The 14,574-nt window shown below is 40.1% G+C and carries 16 protein-coding genes; 5 read left to right on the top strand and 11 right to left on the bottom strand.

What is annotated here, in order from left to right; translation table 11 throughout:
• Nucleotides 1-9 precede the first annotated feature (9 nt).
• The 6 genes from rbsD to AC0VYH_RS04410 form a co-directional block, all read right to left on the bottom strand.
• Nucleotides 10-402, bottom strand: a complete 393-nt coding sequence (gene rbsD / locus AC0VYH_RS04435) for a D-ribose pyranase (protein ID WP_475366656.1) — start codon at nucleotides 400-402, stop codon at nucleotides 10-12.
• Nucleotides 399-1,289, bottom strand: coding sequence for a ribokinase (rbsK, locus tag AC0VYH_RS04430; RefSeq protein WP_430243777.1), 891 nt, complete (start codon nucleotides 1,287-1,289; stop codon nucleotides 399-401). The genes rbsD and rbsK overlap by 4 nt, the downstream gene beginning before the upstream one ends.
• The gene (locus AC0VYH_RS04425; protein WP_194220392.1) at nucleotides 1,282-2,271 is read right to left on the bottom strand and encodes a LacI family DNA-binding transcriptional regulator; all 990 of its coding nucleotides are present in this window, start codon (nucleotides 2,269-2,271) and stop codon (nucleotides 1,282-1,284) included. Before AC0VYH_RS04425 ends, rbsK begins: the two co-directional genes overlap by 8 nt.
• A gap of 78 nt (nucleotides 2,272-2,349) precedes the next feature.
• Nucleotides 2,350-3,174, bottom strand: a complete 825-nt coding sequence (gene nei, locus AC0VYH_RS04420) for an endonuclease VIII (protein WP_475373341.1) — start codon at nucleotides 3,172-3,174, stop codon at nucleotides 2,350-2,352.
• A 171-nt stretch (nucleotides 3,175-3,345) separates the two neighbouring features.
• A complete protein-coding gene (locus tag AC0VYH_RS04415; RefSeq protein WP_303530342.1) occupies nucleotides 3,346-4,818 on the bottom strand; it encodes a potassium/proton antiporter in 1,473 nt (490 codons plus the stop codon).
• 15 nt (nucleotides 4,819-4,833) lie between these two features.
• Entirely contained in the window at nucleotides 4,834-5,391 is a 558-nt protein-coding gene (locus tag AC0VYH_RS04410) for a tyrosine-type recombinase/integrase (RefSeq protein ID WP_430243780.1), read from the bottom strand.
• 151 nt (nucleotides 5,392-5,542) lie between these two features.
• On the opposite strand from AC0VYH_RS04410, the gene AC0VYH_RS04405 reads away from it, so the two are divergent.
• From AC0VYH_RS04405 to AC0VYH_RS04395, 3 genes are all read left to right on the top strand, one after another.
• Nucleotides 5,543-6,115 (top strand): thioredoxin family protein, encoded by a 573-nt coding sequence (locus tag AC0VYH_RS04405; protein ID WP_475366653.1) that lies wholly within the window; start codon nucleotides 5,543-5,545, stop codon nucleotides 6,113-6,115.
• A 180-nt stretch (nucleotides 6,116-6,295) separates the two neighbouring features.
• A complete protein-coding gene (locus tag AC0VYH_RS04400; protein WP_430243784.1) occupies nucleotides 6,296-7,105 on the top strand; it encodes a ZIP family metal transporter in 810 nt (269 codons plus the stop codon).
• Nucleotides 7,106-7,277: 172 nt separating this feature from the next.
• Nucleotides 7,278-8,936 carry an IS1182 family transposase gene (locus AC0VYH_RS04395; RefSeq protein ID WP_430247159.1) on the top strand — a complete coding sequence of 553 codons (1,659 nt, stop codon included), beginning with the start codon at nucleotides 7,278-7,280 and terminating at the stop codon, nucleotides 8,934-8,936.
• A gap of 65 nt (nucleotides 8,937-9,001) precedes the next feature.
• Here AC0VYH_RS04395 and AC0VYH_RS04390 read toward each other — a convergent pair whose 3' ends face one another.
• The 3 genes from AC0VYH_RS04390 to AC0VYH_RS04380 all read right to left on the bottom strand — a co-directional run bounded on the left by AC0VYH_RS04390 (nucleotide 9,002) and on the right by AC0VYH_RS04380 (nucleotide 11,514).
• Nucleotides 9,002-9,355: a hypothetical protein gene (locus AC0VYH_RS04390; RefSeq protein WP_303530348.1), complete on the bottom strand. Its 354-nt coding sequence runs from the start codon at nucleotides 9,353-9,355 to the stop codon at nucleotides 9,002-9,004.
• 138 nt (nucleotides 9,356-9,493) lie between these two features.
• Complete coding sequence (locus tag AC0VYH_RS04385) at nucleotides 9,494-11,083, bottom strand: BCCT family transporter (RefSeq protein ID WP_430243787.1); 1,590 nt, start codon at nucleotides 11,081-11,083, stop codon at nucleotides 9,494-9,496.
• Between the two features lie 197 nt (nucleotides 11,084-11,280).
• Nucleotides 11,281-11,514 carry a hypothetical protein gene (locus tag AC0VYH_RS04380; RefSeq protein ID WP_475366652.1) on the bottom strand — a complete coding sequence of 78 codons (234 nt, stop codon included), beginning with the start codon at nucleotides 11,512-11,514 and terminating at the stop codon, nucleotides 11,281-11,283.
• A gap of 248 nt (nucleotides 11,515-11,762) precedes the next feature.
• Between AC0VYH_RS04380 and AC0VYH_RS04375 the strand changes: the two genes are divergently transcribed.
• Nucleotides 11,763-12,602 (top strand): transporter substrate-binding domain-containing protein, encoded by an 840-nt coding sequence (locus AC0VYH_RS04375; RefSeq protein ID WP_475373340.1) that lies wholly within the window; start codon nucleotides 11,763-11,765, stop codon nucleotides 12,600-12,602.
• A gap of 81 nt (nucleotides 12,603-12,683) precedes the next feature.
• On the opposite strand, the gene AC0VYH_RS04370 is transcribed toward AC0VYH_RS04375, so the two are convergent.
• Complete coding sequence (locus AC0VYH_RS04370; RefSeq protein WP_194220382.1) at nucleotides 12,684-13,103, bottom strand: organic hydroperoxide resistance protein; 420 nt, start codon at nucleotides 13,101-13,103, stop codon at nucleotides 12,684-12,686.
• 175 nt (nucleotides 13,104-13,278) lie between these two features.
• On the opposite strand from AC0VYH_RS04370, the gene AC0VYH_RS04365 reads away from it, so the two are divergent.
• On the top strand, nucleotides 13,279-13,806 hold the full coding sequence (locus AC0VYH_RS04365) for an isochorismatase family protein (RefSeq protein ID WP_430243792.1): 528 nt from the start codon (nucleotides 13,279-13,281) through the stop codon (nucleotides 13,804-13,806).
• 4 nt (nucleotides 13,807-13,810) lie between these two features.
• On the opposite strand, the gene AC0VYH_RS04360 is transcribed toward AC0VYH_RS04365, so the two are convergent.
• On the bottom strand, nucleotides 13,811-14,491 hold the full coding sequence (locus tag AC0VYH_RS04360) for an HAD family hydrolase (RefSeq protein ID WP_475368467.1): 681 nt from the start codon (nucleotides 14,489-14,491) through the stop codon (nucleotides 13,811-13,813).
• Nucleotides 14,492-14,574 lie beyond the last annotated feature (83 nt).

Below are 14,574 nucleotides of genomic sequence, written 5' to 3'. Positions count from 1 at the left end.
TCACCTCGTTTAAAAGATTACCCCTGAATGAAGAATACAGTTGGCATATGGCGTTGTCTCGCCTGTACGGATGACAACTTTTGCTTGCTTCGTTTTCTCCTTAAATACTTCATGATCCACATAATCTTGTTCTGTATCTTGAAGCTTACCTTTTAGCCAATCATATACCTTCTGATTGCCTTCTATTTCTTTAGCAAGCGTGACGCGTTCAACAACCATTTCATTTAGAAGTTCGTTCACAACGTCAGTAAAAGCAGGCTGCCCTGGTTTTAAGGCAAGGTCGATTTTCTTCACATCGTCAGGAACCGGGAGACCAGCATCTGCAATGACAATCTGATCTGTATGCCCAAGATCTGCAAGTACTTTCGAAATATGACTATTTAACATTCCTCTTCGTTTCATTCTGATAGCTTCCTTTCAACTTCTTCACGGGTAGGCATGCCGCCCTGTGCTCCAAAACTAGTAACTGAAAGAGAAGCGGCACGATTGCCAAACGTAATGCTTTCTATCAGGTCCTTGCCTTCGGCGATCGCTGTACCAAACGCTGCGTTGAACGTATCTCCTGCCCCTGTCGTATCAACAGCTTTCACTTTAAAGGAAGGAACTAGCACCTCTTCTTTCCCATTGAAGTAGCGTACGCCAGCTGCCCCTTCCGTAATGAACACTTTTTCAGGATAAGTACGTAACGATTCACTAAGAGGCTGACCATTAAAAAGAACGTCCGCTTCATGTTCGTTTGGTGTGATATAGGTTGCACCGTCAATCACCTTTTGTGAGATTTCCCTTGCAGGTGCTGGATTAAGTAGCAACGGAACCTGCTTTTCCTCACATAGCTCTGCTACATATTCCACCGTTTCTTCAGGTATTTCTTGCTGAATCATCACTAGATCACAGCTATCAATGAGCTTAGCTGCTTTAGTGATATATGAAGGGGTAATATGATCATTCGCTCCTTTGACAACAACAATACTGTTATCACCTTCTGCAAGAATAATATGAGCTGTTCCACTCTCCACACCTGTAACCGGTTCCACATAGTCGGTTTTAACACCATTCTTCTTAAAGTTATTTAAGATTGCCTCACCGTAATGGTCATCTCCTACACAGCCAATCATATAAACTTCTGCACCAAGACGCGCTGCAGCAACGGCCTGATTAGCCCCTTTACCCCCTGGAACAGTTTTGAATGATTCTCCTAATACCGTTTCTCCTGCTCCTGGACGTTTCTTAGAAGTAACTACTAGATCCATAGAAGAGCTTCCGATGACGGCTATTTTAGCTTTACGCATTTGGATCAACCTTTCTTGTCGTATTTCGTTCTATTAATGTCACTGGTAATTGAATCGTTTGATCAATTTCTTTTTCTTTGCGGATCATTCGCAAAAGTAACTTTGCTGCTTCTTTTCCCATTTCGTATGCAGGCTGCCTGATCGTTGATAATGACGGATAGGACAGGCTACTGAATGGAATATCATCGTAACCAATCAATTGTAAGTCGTCAGGTATGCTTCTTCCGAGACGAAGAGCTTCATGCAAAATCGCAATGGCAACAATATCATTACTTGCAATCACTCCGTCCGTATCTGGATGCTTTGCAAAAAGCTCTTCAGCCCATGTGCCCGCATCATCAAATGCATAAGACGTTGTCGAGAGAACAGAGAAATCAACTTCCGCTTCACTTAATTCTGCAAGTGCTCCTTGAAAACGATCCATGGCAGGCTTTACATGTGCAGGCCCTTTAATGAGAGTAATTCTTTTTGAGCCTCTCTCAACTAGTGCTCTCGCTGCAAGCCGTCCCCCTTCAATTCCATCAGCATAAACAGATGGATGTTGTGTTGACACACGATCTAGAAAGACGACAGGCAGATCAAGATTTGTATAATTCTCATTGTCTGTATTGTTTGTTGCTGAAATCATGCCAACAACTTGATTTTGTAAAAAGGTTTGAATGTAATCCAACTCTTTCGTTGCTTCTTCATCGCTATTTCCAAGTAATAACCTGAATCCTGCTCGATTGACTTCATCCTCTATCCCCCGCGCTAACTGAGGGAAAAAAGGGTTCGTAATATCTGGTAGAAGCAATCCTATAAGACGTGATTCTCGTTTATAGAGTGAGCGCGCTACTTCATTTGGACTGTAGTTCAAGCTTTTGATCGCATCCATCACGCGTTTTCTCGTTTCTGCACCAACGTAACCATTATCGTTTAATACACGAGAGACGGTAGCAACAGATACGCCTGCTTGCTCTGCTACATCTCGAATTGTAGCCATTTGCTTCACTCCTTCAACATTGTGTAACCGGTTACAGATAATTTACCACAAGCATGAATCCGCTTGCAAGCTTTTTTCTTATATTTTCGACTGACACGTAGGACAGAAGTATAATCTTCTTGAGCCCGCTTTGATTTTTTGAATCTCTGTTCCATCATTTCGGCACGGCTCTCCTTCACGATTAAAGACCCAGTGCCTGTATTTCGAACGCGTCTGTCCTTTTTCCTTTAACTTCATAGCAAGATCAATATCGTTTGTAATCCCGTTATGCCTATATGACCGTTCAACAAGAGTGATCGTTGCCTCAGCAGCTTTGTCTAATTGCTGATCTGTGCAGTCCATTGGACGTAAATCAGGATGAATTCCTGCCAGAAAGAGAATTTCACTTCTTAAATAGTTACCAATTCCACCTATAAACGATTGATCTAATAGTAACGATGTCCACTTTTTTCTACGAAACTCCTGTGATTCAAATCGTTCCTTCAATTGTTCAGCGCTTACTTCCTCACTAAGCAAATCCGGTCCAACTTTTGCTATAAATGGATGAAGAGGCACTTCTTCATCGCGTAGAACTTCAATATCTGATGCACTATAAAGCAAAGCTGACTTCTTCTCATTATGTAGCGCTAAGCGAAGCTGCCGATTTGTTTTTGGATAGTTGTAGGCATTACGAATCACCCATTTTCCATATAGCTGGTTATGGGAATAGATTGTATAGCCGTTATCGAAACGAATGAGCATTGCCTTTCCTTTCGTATCTACCCTCTTTACCTCCGCTCCACTTAATAAGGATTCATAGCCCTTTAGCTGTTCGAATGCAAAGAAAACATCCATCACGCGTCCTTTCAGTAATGCTTTTTCCACCTGATCAGCAGCTCTTCTAATTTCTGGACCTTCAGGCATAATCTATGACCTTCTTTCTGGATTCGTAGATTTTTTCATTTGATTTGAAGAGGGATAGTTTAGGAACAAAATCCTTCAATGATAAAATTTTCCCCTTCCTTCTATAAACTAAACGGCTGAAGGGGCTCTCCAATGGAGAACCCCTTCAGTGATACCTACTAGTTTTTTTTCTTATCCACCAATGGTCTTGCGGATCCCTAATACTTTTTCTAACTCTGATTTCTTTTGATTCTCCACGAGAATATAAAGCACATCGTTGACTTTGATTTTGGTATCTCCAGATGGCGCAATCAGCTCATCTCTTCGAATAATCGCACTAACGAGCACTTTATCCGGGAAGGATATATCTGATAGTTCTTCTCCAATCAATTTAGAAGAAGAAGTAATCGTATAGGGAATCATTTCTGCATTTACCGTTGTCGATGAAACCAGCTCTAGAGAATGAGAAGGCACATGTACCTCAGGACCTGTTAAACCTAACTTTTTTCCCACAAATGGAATGGTTGCCCCTTGAACAAGAGCTGATGTAAGGACAATAAAGAATATGAGATTAAAGAAAAGCTGGCTATTTTCTAACCCTTCAAGTAGTGGGAAGGTTGCTAACACAATCGGTACAGCCCCTCTTAATCCTGCCCAAGCAAGGAAGCTTTTTTCTTTTATTGTAAATTTAAACGGAAGACTCGAAAGAAACACTGCAATCGGACGAGCAATAAAAATCAAGATGAGAGAAAGGGCTAATCCTTTTAATACAATCCAAGTTGAGAATAATTCAGAAGGATTTACTAGGAGACCTAGCATAATAAACATCAATATTTGCATCATCCATGCAATTCCATCATGAAACCGGAAAATCGCTTGTCCATACGGAAGACTTTTCGTATTACCAAGGACAAGGGCAGCAGCGTAAACGGCAAGCAGACCGCTTGCGTTAATCAAATCTGTCGCGCTGTATGTAATTAAGGCAATGGCAATCGAAAGAACAGGATATAAACCGTTCGATCCCAACTCAACTTTCTTCATTGCCCAGGATGCTAAATACCCGAATAGTACGCCTAATAAGAGTCCAGCTCCCATTTGCCAGAAGAATGAAAGAATCACAGATGCACCAAATGTTTTCTCTCCGATGGCAAGTTGTAATAAAGCAAGTGTTAGAAACATCGCCATCGGATCATTCGAACCCGATTCAGCTTCGAGCGTAGATTGTAGTTTCCGCTTAATGTTTTTTCCCTTCAATACGGCAAAAACAGCGGCAGCATCTGTTGAGCCTACAATCGCACCTAGAAGCAGCGCTTCATTCCAATTAACATCCAAAATCATTTTGGCAGCTACACCAAATAAGCCTGAAGTCACAAGGACCCCTACTGTTGCCAATGATAATGAAATAGGAAGAACAGCCTTTGTACGACGCCATTCGGTTTGCAAACCACCATCAAATAGAATGAGTACGAGTGCTAATATCCCAAGTGACTGCGTGAGTGACGCGTTATCAAAATAAATATACCCCAGTCCGTCGCTACCAAATATCATTCCAACGATAATAAATAATACGAGTGCCGGTACGCCTAAGCGAGAAGAAAACTTCGCCATGAAAACTCCGCCAATTAAAAAGATGGCGCTAAATAAAATGACTATATTCGTCTCCATCGATTTCCCTCCCTTCTATAAATGAACATCAATTTTCAGTTTCGGAATCTGAGCAGAATTTATACCAATATATTTTAATGTTTCACTTCTAGTTGCATGACCATATATCTTCTGAATTAATGACACAGCAACTCCCTGTTGAAAGGCATGATAACCAAATGTTTTCCTTAAACTATGGAAGCTAATCGGTTGATCTAATCCCGCCTCTTTCCCAGCTTGGGATAAGATTCGATGAACCTGCTGTCTTGTAATGGGGTGTGTCGGGTCTTTTTTCGTATGAAAAAGATAATAGTTTGTCTTTTGAGGTCGATTATCCATGTAGCGTGTAAGCGCGCGCTTTACTTCTGTATTGAGGTAAATATCTGTAGTTTCTGTGATAGAGGATTCAAGATAATCTTTGAAAGACTCATTGTTCATAACATCATGAAGAGTGAGATGTAAAAGAGGTGTTAAACGAATACCGGTATTAATACTGAGAATAAAAAGCAAATAATCTCGTTTTGATCGATTTATTAACGCTTCTTTTAAATGATAGATCTGTTTTGTATTTTGAATAGCTTCGACGGCATTCACTCTTATCACATCCTTTAATGTGACTCAATTGTATCACAGCATAGGTTATGTCACTATTGATATGCTTCTTTGAAAGAATGCTCCTCTGTAAAAAGGAATTCGTGTCTCTTTCGTAGTATAATAACTGTGTAGGAATAAAGGAGGGCTCTCAATGAATCTAACAAATTGGTTTGACCAGGGTATGACGATGCAACAATACATTCATAGTATGGACGAGCATAAAGGTGATTTATTAACCATCTACAATCATTTCGAGCTCGAAAAATCCAATCTTGAATTTCTTCATTCTCTTCAATCTGAGAAACTACGTGCCCTTGTGATAACGGCTGACTGGTGCGGTGATGCGATGGTAAACCTTCCTATTTTCATGAGAATGGCTAATGAGGCCTTAATAGAATGCAAATATTTTATCCGCGATAACTATCTTGAATTGATGGATCTCTATTTAACGAATGGAACAGCGAGATCGATTCCAATCATCGTTTTAATTGATTCAGAGGGTAATGAAGTTGGAAGATGGGGACCACGTGCTCCTGAAGTTCAAGCTTATGTGGACCAAGCCAAACAGGCCCTTCCTCCAAAAGGAGATCCGAACTTTAAAAAGGCCTTTCTTTCTTTTATAAGCGAAACGACTGAACGTTTTACGACTGATCATGACATGTGGACGCATATAAAGGATGATATGCTCGCAATGCTGAGTCAATCGGTAACAGTCACAAAATAATAAATCCAAAGCCTGGCAAATGCCGGGCTTTTTTCATGCCATTATAAAATGCTCTATGCAATTCACTAATGTTGACAGTCGACACCAGTCGCATTAGACTTGAGGGTATAGATTTTTCCTGAAGGCAAAAAATATGACGATAGGAAATAATAGATAGATTCTTAGAAGGAGAGTTTACTCATGGGTGATTGGATTGTTGGATTAAGCCCTGTAACACAGGCATTCTTATTTACGTTGTTTACATGGGGCGCCACAGCACTTGGGGCATCTTTTGTATTCTTTACTAGAACCGTCAATCAGAAAGTCTTTGATGGTATGCTCGCATTCGCAGGCGGAGTTATGATCGCTGCAAGTTTTTGGTCCCTGCTCAGTCCCGGAATTGAAATGGCTGAACAACAAGGAGTACCAGGCTATATTCCTGCAGTTGTTGGTTTTCTATTAGGAGGGTTTTTCCTTCTTCTCGTAGATCGCATCTTGCCTCACATTAATGAGGATTTGTACTTTAAAGAAATTAAAGATAAAAAAGCAAAACACCGCACAGCGATGCTTGTTTTCTCCATTACAATGCACAATATTCCAGAAGGTCTAGCTATTGGTGTAGCATTCGGAGCTGTTGCTGCAGAATTTTCAACCTCCACACTTGCTGGTGCCATTGCGCTTGCAATCGGTATCGGGATACAAAATATCCCTGAAGGAACCGCCGTTGCTGTTCCACTTCGAGGTGACGGTATGTCCAGAGCCAAAAGCTTTTTCTACGGGCAGCTATCAGGAATTGTTGAGCCAATTTCTGCCGTAGTGGGTGCCTTAGCGGTTATCTACATTCAACCTTTACTACCGTATGCACTAAGCTTTGCTGCTGGAGCAATGATTTTCGTAGTAGCAAAAGAAATCATCCCTGGCTCACAAGAAAAGGGGAATGTGCAGATCGCATCCATCTCATTAATGATCGGTTTTTCAGTCATGATGGTCCTTGACGTAGCACTAGGTTAAGAAAGAAAGAGGCTGGGACAAAACCCGATAAATTAAAAAAAGAGTGGCCCGCGAACAACGTAGTTGTTCGCGGGCCACTCTTTTTATGTTTTTCATCTCATTTTAATAAGAAAATAAGGACACCATCTGATAAAATTAAAGTTACCACACAATAACCATCGGAGGTGCCCTTATGTTTAAAGAGTATAACATGAATCAAGTGATTTTACCTATGGATTTAGGAATGAAACTTCAAGAAAATGATATTGCCTATGCCGTTCACGACCTGGTCGAACAGATTCCAGATGAAGCTTTCTCACGTTTTTTACGCGATACAGGATGTCCCTCTTATCATCCACGTATGATGATGAAAGTGATTCTATGTGCGTACACGCAATCGGTTTTTTCAGGAAGAAAGATTGAAGCCCTTCTTTACGATAGCGTTCGCATGATGTGGTTGTCTCAAGGTTATGAACCGAGTTACCGTACGATCAATCGCTTCCGTGTCCATCCCGAAGCTATGGAGCTTCTTCGCGAGTGCTTCGTTCAGTTTCGATGTCATTTGGTTAAAGAAGAGGCGATTGATCAGGAAGCGATTTTTATTGATGGAACCAAAATTGAGGCGAACGCCAATAAATTTACGTTTGTTTGGCGCAAGTCTGTTGAAAGGTATAGTGCCAGTCTGATCGAAAAATCGAACCAAATGTATGATGAGTTGGTTGAAAACGAAATCATTCCTGAGATCAAGCGAGAAAATCCGGAACAACTCTCCATTGAAGAGCTTTTAAAAATCGAAGAAAAGCTGGAAGATAAGGTGGAGGAATTGAGTGAGAAGATTGACGCCAGTGAAGAGGTAAACGAGCGAAAAAAACTTCGGTCCGAGCGAAAAGGGCCGAAGCAATCCCTCAAGCAGTTGAAAGATATCGTAGGGCGCAAACAGAAATACGAGACCGACATGGCCATTTTCGAAGAACGCAACAGTTATTCGAAGACTGATCACGATGCCACTTTCATGCGCATGAAAGAAGATCACATGAAAAACGGGCAATTAAAAGCTGGTTACAATCTCCAAATTGCGACAGAAGGACAATATACGCTCGCTTACGATATCTTTCCAAACCCGACGGATACACGTACATTACGTCCCTTTCTCGACCATATCGAGAACGACTTTTTTACACTCCCTGACTATATCGTCGCCGATGCCGGTTATGGAAGCGAAGAAAATTATAAGGATATTTTGAAGAATCGTGAGCGCAAGCCACTGATAACATACAGTACCTATCGCACCGAGAAAAAGAAGCGTTTCAAGCAGAATGAATTCAACACAGCCAACTGGGCCTACAACGAGGAAAGGGATTCGTTCATATGTCCGAACGGACAACAGTTGATGTTCCGTCACCTCTCTCATCGCACCGATCGTGGAGGTTTCACACGGGAATTCAGGGTTTATGAATGTGATGACTGTTCAGATTGTCCTCTTCGTTCGCAGTGTACCAAAGCGCAGGAAGGGAACAATCGAAAGATCTATTATAATGCCCAATGGGAAGAGCAAAAGAAAATCATTCGAGAACTGCTTTCAGAAGAAAAAACGGGAAAAATCTACGGTCAACGGAAAATTGACGTAGAACCAGTTTTTGGATTTCTGAAGGCTAATTTGGGTTTTACTCGAATGTCCGTTAGGGGCAAAGAAAAAGTCAAAAATGAATTAGGCTTTGCGCTCATGGCGGTGAACTTGAGAAAGTACACCGCCAAGATTACCGACAAAGCTAAAAAGAATAGGAACAAACACGCCAAAAAAGGTCCCGTTCATCAAAAACCGATGAACGGGACCTTTTTTTCAGTAATTTAGGCTATTTATGTCCCAGCCTCTTTTCTAATACCTTTAGTAACTGTTTCTGGTTTTAGCACAGCATTTTAAAATGCATAGCGAAATAGTCCATAATAGAGTGGAATAAGCATTATGATCGAAAAGATAACGGTTGTCATCTTTACTGTTTTCTCACTCATTCCCTCAATCGCTTCATCACTTTGATCAAAGTAGAGGACAAATAGAAGATCCCAAAGTAAACCAAGGAAAAAAACAAATTTCCATAATAGCGCTGGGCCTATGCTGATTTCAGTAACATATCCAAATAACCCTGTCCAAGTTGTTGCTGACACGAGAAAGTCTATCTTCATTGAAGCGGTCTTATACTTTCCTTTTAACAAAAATCCTATCGCTGGTGCTCCAAGTACTCCAAGATACAAAATCCATAAAATATCCGACATTCTCAATCCTCTTTCGTTCACAAGTTCGTGACATAGGAGCCTAAGTCTACCTCGAAACTAAGCACATACACCTTTAGTCTACAAGAAACATAGGCAATAGGGATATAGTTACTTTTTAATTTCTGAGGAAATCAGAGTTTAAGAAGATTGTTTTTGACGATTTTCTTTCTTCTCTTTAGAAGCTTCGGCTAATTTTTTTAGTAACGTTTTTTCTCTTTTTCCTTCTGCTTCTTTCGCTTCATTACGTAATGATTTAAACAGATTAACGCACATGATAATCAAGATTACTGTAAACGGTAACGCAGCAACAAGCGAAGCTGTTTGAAGTCCCTGAAGACCACTACTAATAATCAATACTGCTGAAATAGCAGCAATAAGCGTTCCCCAAACAAGCTTTGAAAATAAAGAAGGATTCAAATCACCGTCAGAGGTCATCATACCGAGAACAAAAGTAGCCGAATCCGCAGAAGTAACAAGAAAGACGCAAATCAAAAAGATAGATAGCGTCGATAACACCTGAGTTAACGGAAATTGTTCAAGCGTCACGAATAATGCACTTGTCACATCCTCATTAACAGCATCGGCAATCGCTGTTCCTTGAAATAGATCGAGATGGAAAGCCGCTCCTCCGAATACAGCTATCCACACCATAGCAATAAACGGTGGGACAATCAGCACCCCAAAAATCATTTCGCGAATGGAACGTCCTTTAGAGACACGAGCAACGAAAGCTCCAATAAATGGCGACCACGCAATGACCCATGCCCAATAAAACACGGTCCATTCTTTCACCCATGTTCCACCTTGATAAGGGGTCATAAAGAAACTCATTTCAATGAACTTCTGAATATACCCACCTAATGCTAATGTAAAGCTCTCAAGTATAAAAACAGTTGGTCCAAGAAAAAGAACGAATAGCATTAAGATAAGAGCTAAAGCCAAATTTAAATTACTTAAGTACTTGATGCCTTTGTTTAATCCTGTAGTTGAAGATGCCATATACAAGACGAAAAGAATGGCAGTAATGCTAATTTGAACGACTGCATTTTGCGGAAGTCCGTACATATAATCCAGCCCACCATTGATTTGCAAAATACCAAATCCAAGTGATGTGGCTACACCCATCACGGTTGCAATGACCGCAAGAATGTTAATGATCTTCTTCCACGATGCCTTACTTCCTGATTTAGACTTACTTGAAATCGTTTCACTGATTAAGCTTTTACGACCTTTTCTATATTGGAAATAAGCCATCACAAGCCCTACAACCGTAAAGACCGACCACTGGTGAATTCCCCAATGAAAAAAAGAATAGCGCATGGCAAGCTTTGCTGCCTGCTCTGTCTCTCCTTCAACACCAAAACCTGCTGGTGGGTTAGCGAAATGCGTCATTGGCTCTGCGACACCCCAGAAAACAAGACCTACCCCAAAACCAGCACTAAACAGCATGCCAATCCAGGTGAAGAATGGATATTGAGGTTTCTCATCATCTGGACCTAAGCGAATTTTACCGTATTTACTAATAGCTAAATAGAAACAAAAAACCACGAAGAAAATAACCGCTATTAAGTAAAACCAGCCAAATGCATTCGTTGTAAACGAGTAAACTGAGCTAGCTACGGATGCAAATGACTTAGGTACCACAGCTCCCCAAATCACAAGTAACAATACGACTATACCCGATACCCAAAAGACCGGGTTCTTTCTTTGACTTTCCTTTTCTTTCATAGATCTCTCCTTTCAGATTGGTAGCAAAATCAAATTCAACATATCCCAATCATTTTTTCACTAGTCTGACTACATTATCATTTACCCTTATAAAATTCAAACTAACCAGATTTACCCTTTTTTCTCCAAATTTTAGACAAACAAAAAATCGACTTTAGCAGTCGATTTCAATCAAACATCACTTATGTGACCTTCTATTATACATCCAAATAAAGGGTTTGCTTAGGAAGAGTCGGACGAGAAACTTTTACACTTGGATCACTGAACTCCATCGATTCAAGAATTTGTTCTTCAGAAAAGCCGGTCATTTGAGAAAGCTTCCGAATATCTATCTTCTTCTTAGATAATCGTCTCGAATGTTGAATCGCGACCTGTGTTTGATGATGCACAACGGAATACCGATGCGTAAAAGTCCCCACAGAATGTTTCACAGCTAATCCCCTTCCGTTAGTGAATTAATGAAATAACTTCCATAAAAAATTAATTACGGTACAGTTACCCCATCTTCTATAAACTAAACTGGGTATTACGTCTCGCCCGAATCATTCTTCTCATCCAAACCTATACGGTAGTCCCTCTCACCAGTCTTATAATTAGAAATATTTAGGACAAATCTCTTGCTTAAGCCGAAGCTGCTTTGCTATGGTAATGTTCTGATTTAAAAAAGGGGGACATGATCATGAGATCGAATCGTTTTTTACTGTTGCTCGTTTTGATAGTTGTATCAATTCTAGCAGCGTGCAGCAATAATAGCTCTGAAGAAGAAAGAGACACTGCTTGGGAAGAGATCCAGGATGCTGAGTCAATTAAAATAGCGACTTCTGGTACACTTTATCCAACTTCTTATCATGAGCAAGAAACAAACGATTTAACCGGCTTTGATGTAGAAATTGTGAAAGAACTGGCCAACCGTTTGGATTTAGAAGTGGAATTTGTTGAAATGGGTTTTGACGGAATGCTGACAGCTGTTCAAACAGGAAAAGTCGATATGGCTGCTAATGATATCGGCATTACAGACGAGCGCAAAGAAAAATTTGCACTTTCTACGCCATACAAACATTCTTACGGCACGGCTATCGTTCGTGCGGAGGATCTATCTGGTATAGACTCAATCGACGATTTAGAAGGAAAGAAAGCAGCCGGTGCAGCTACAACGAACTTCATGAAACTCGCAAAGGAAAAAGGCGCTGAAGAAGTAATCTATGATAATGCGACAAATGAGCAATACCTTCGCGACGTTGACAACGGAAGAACCGATGTCATTTTAAATGATGTTTACTTGCAGCGATTGGCTCTAGCGGCATTTCCTGAACTTGACCTTACCATTCACCCTGCTATTCAATATATGCCAAGTGAAGGCGGTCTTTTGATGAATAAGGAAAACGAAAAGCTTATTACTGAAGTGAATGAAGTAATTGAAGAAATGCTTGAAGATGGAACGATTCGTGATCTATCAAAGACGTTCTTTAACGGGGCTGATGTAACAGAACTCCCAGAAGATATTGAATTCCAGAAATAACTTACGTCTCTTATAGTTAAAAAGCAGATTTTAGACAAGAAAAAAAGCCGTTCTCCTTTGTTGGAGAACGGCTTTCATTTGTTACACAGCTTTTGCATTAATTTCTACATCAATGTTGCCTCGCGTTGCCTTGGAGTAAGGGCATACTTTGTGAGCTTCTTTTGCGAGCATTTCTGCATCTTCTTGGCTTACACCTTTAATTTCTACATTTAAAGCTGCGCCGATTTTAAAGCCATTGTCAGCTTCATCTTTCAATAAGCTAACATCTGCTGTGATTTTCGAATCAATATCCATCTTCTTCTTAGATGCCACAAGATTTAATGCACCATCATAACAAGCCGCATAAGCAGCAGCAAACAGTTGCTCAGGGTTTGAGCCAGTTTCGCTTGATTTTTCTGTTGGCATAACAAGATTTAAGTCAATTAAACCGTCCGAAGATTTAACTTGTCCATTACGTCCGCCTTCTGCAGTTGCTTGTGAAGTAAACATTACATTACTCATTGAATATCAGCTCCTTCTAATTTGCATACAATTAAAATGTCCCCGTTTCTCCTCTCTTTTAAACGTCTTACTTTTACAAATGCATGCTTTCATTCCATATATCGGTTGATTTTCGTTCAAATACGGGGTATGATTGAACAAGAACATTTGTTCGTTTATTTAAGGGGGAATATGATTGAACACTACTGCTCTGCTTCTCATTGATGTCCAAAATGGAATGTTTCATCGCGGGTCTTCCGTCTACCAAGATGCCAGGCTACTATACAACTTAAAAAAAATCACAGCCTCCGCTAAATCAGAACGCATACCAGTTTACTATATCCAGCATGAAACAAATGGAAATCACCTAAAGCGGAACACGATTGATTGGGAGCTTCATCCCTTTTTCACCATCGAAAAGGAAGATGAAGTGATTTACAAAACAACACCAGATGCCTTTCATCTCACTCGCCTGGAAGAAAAACTCCATTCTAAAAACATCAATCATCTTCTTATAACTGGTATTCAAACAGAAGTATGTGTAGATTCAACATGTAGGAGCGCCTATAGTAAAGGATTTTCTATCAGTTTAATTGAAGATGCTCACAGTACTTGGGATACGTCTCTACTAAACGCTAAAAAAATCATCCAGCATCATAACCAGACACTTCAATGGTTTGCAGATCCGATCTCAACAGATCAATTTGTTGATAGATTACGCTAAATTTCTACATGCCTAATCGCTTCCACTCATTCAACACTTGTGGAATTTCTAATAACGATTGGATCGAGGCGTCTCCTAACTCTTCGGATGTATTGAACCCTTTCTTCCATATTGTTTTCATTCCAGCGTCACTAGCACCCTTTATATCATTTATCTTATGATCCCCTATAAAAACGGTTTGAGAAGCTTTTAAATCAAGCCGCTCAAGGCTACGCTGGAAAATCACTTTCTCTGGTTTTTTCACGCCCTCTTGTTCAGAAATAAGAATAACGTCAAAATAGTTTTCAATTCCCAGAGCACTAATATTTCTATACTGGAATGCTGTTTTTCCATTGGTGATTAAACCAAGTAAGTACCCACTGCTTTTTAAGCGATCTAGCATATCGATCAAACCATTGAAAGGTTTACAATGAAGGTGAAAGGAACAAATATAATCCTCTAGAAGCGCTTCTGAAGTTATTGTTAGTTCATATTCATCTACTAGCTGTTCGTAAACGCGATCTTTCCACGTATACCCATTGTTATCTAAAGTAATGAAACGTGAGCAAAACTGTTCTTCCTCTATGTCTGCTAAAGATGTGAGGTAGCGTTTATATTGGTCATGAATAAAGCTATTCACTGAGTCTTTCCTATTCAAAAGCGTCTCATCAAAATCAAAAAGAATCCCTTTTATCAATTGCCTCATTTCCTTTCTAAATCCCACTATATTTTTAGATTAACATAAATTTTCATAATCTATTTACTTTTGTGTTATTTTATGTAAAATTG

It is taken from the genome of Anaerobacillus sp. QJM3NY_32, from assembly GCF_056173645.1.
The sequence above is the reverse complement of the archived record's forward strand: the minus strand, read 5'-3'. Positions and strand labels throughout refer to the sequence as shown.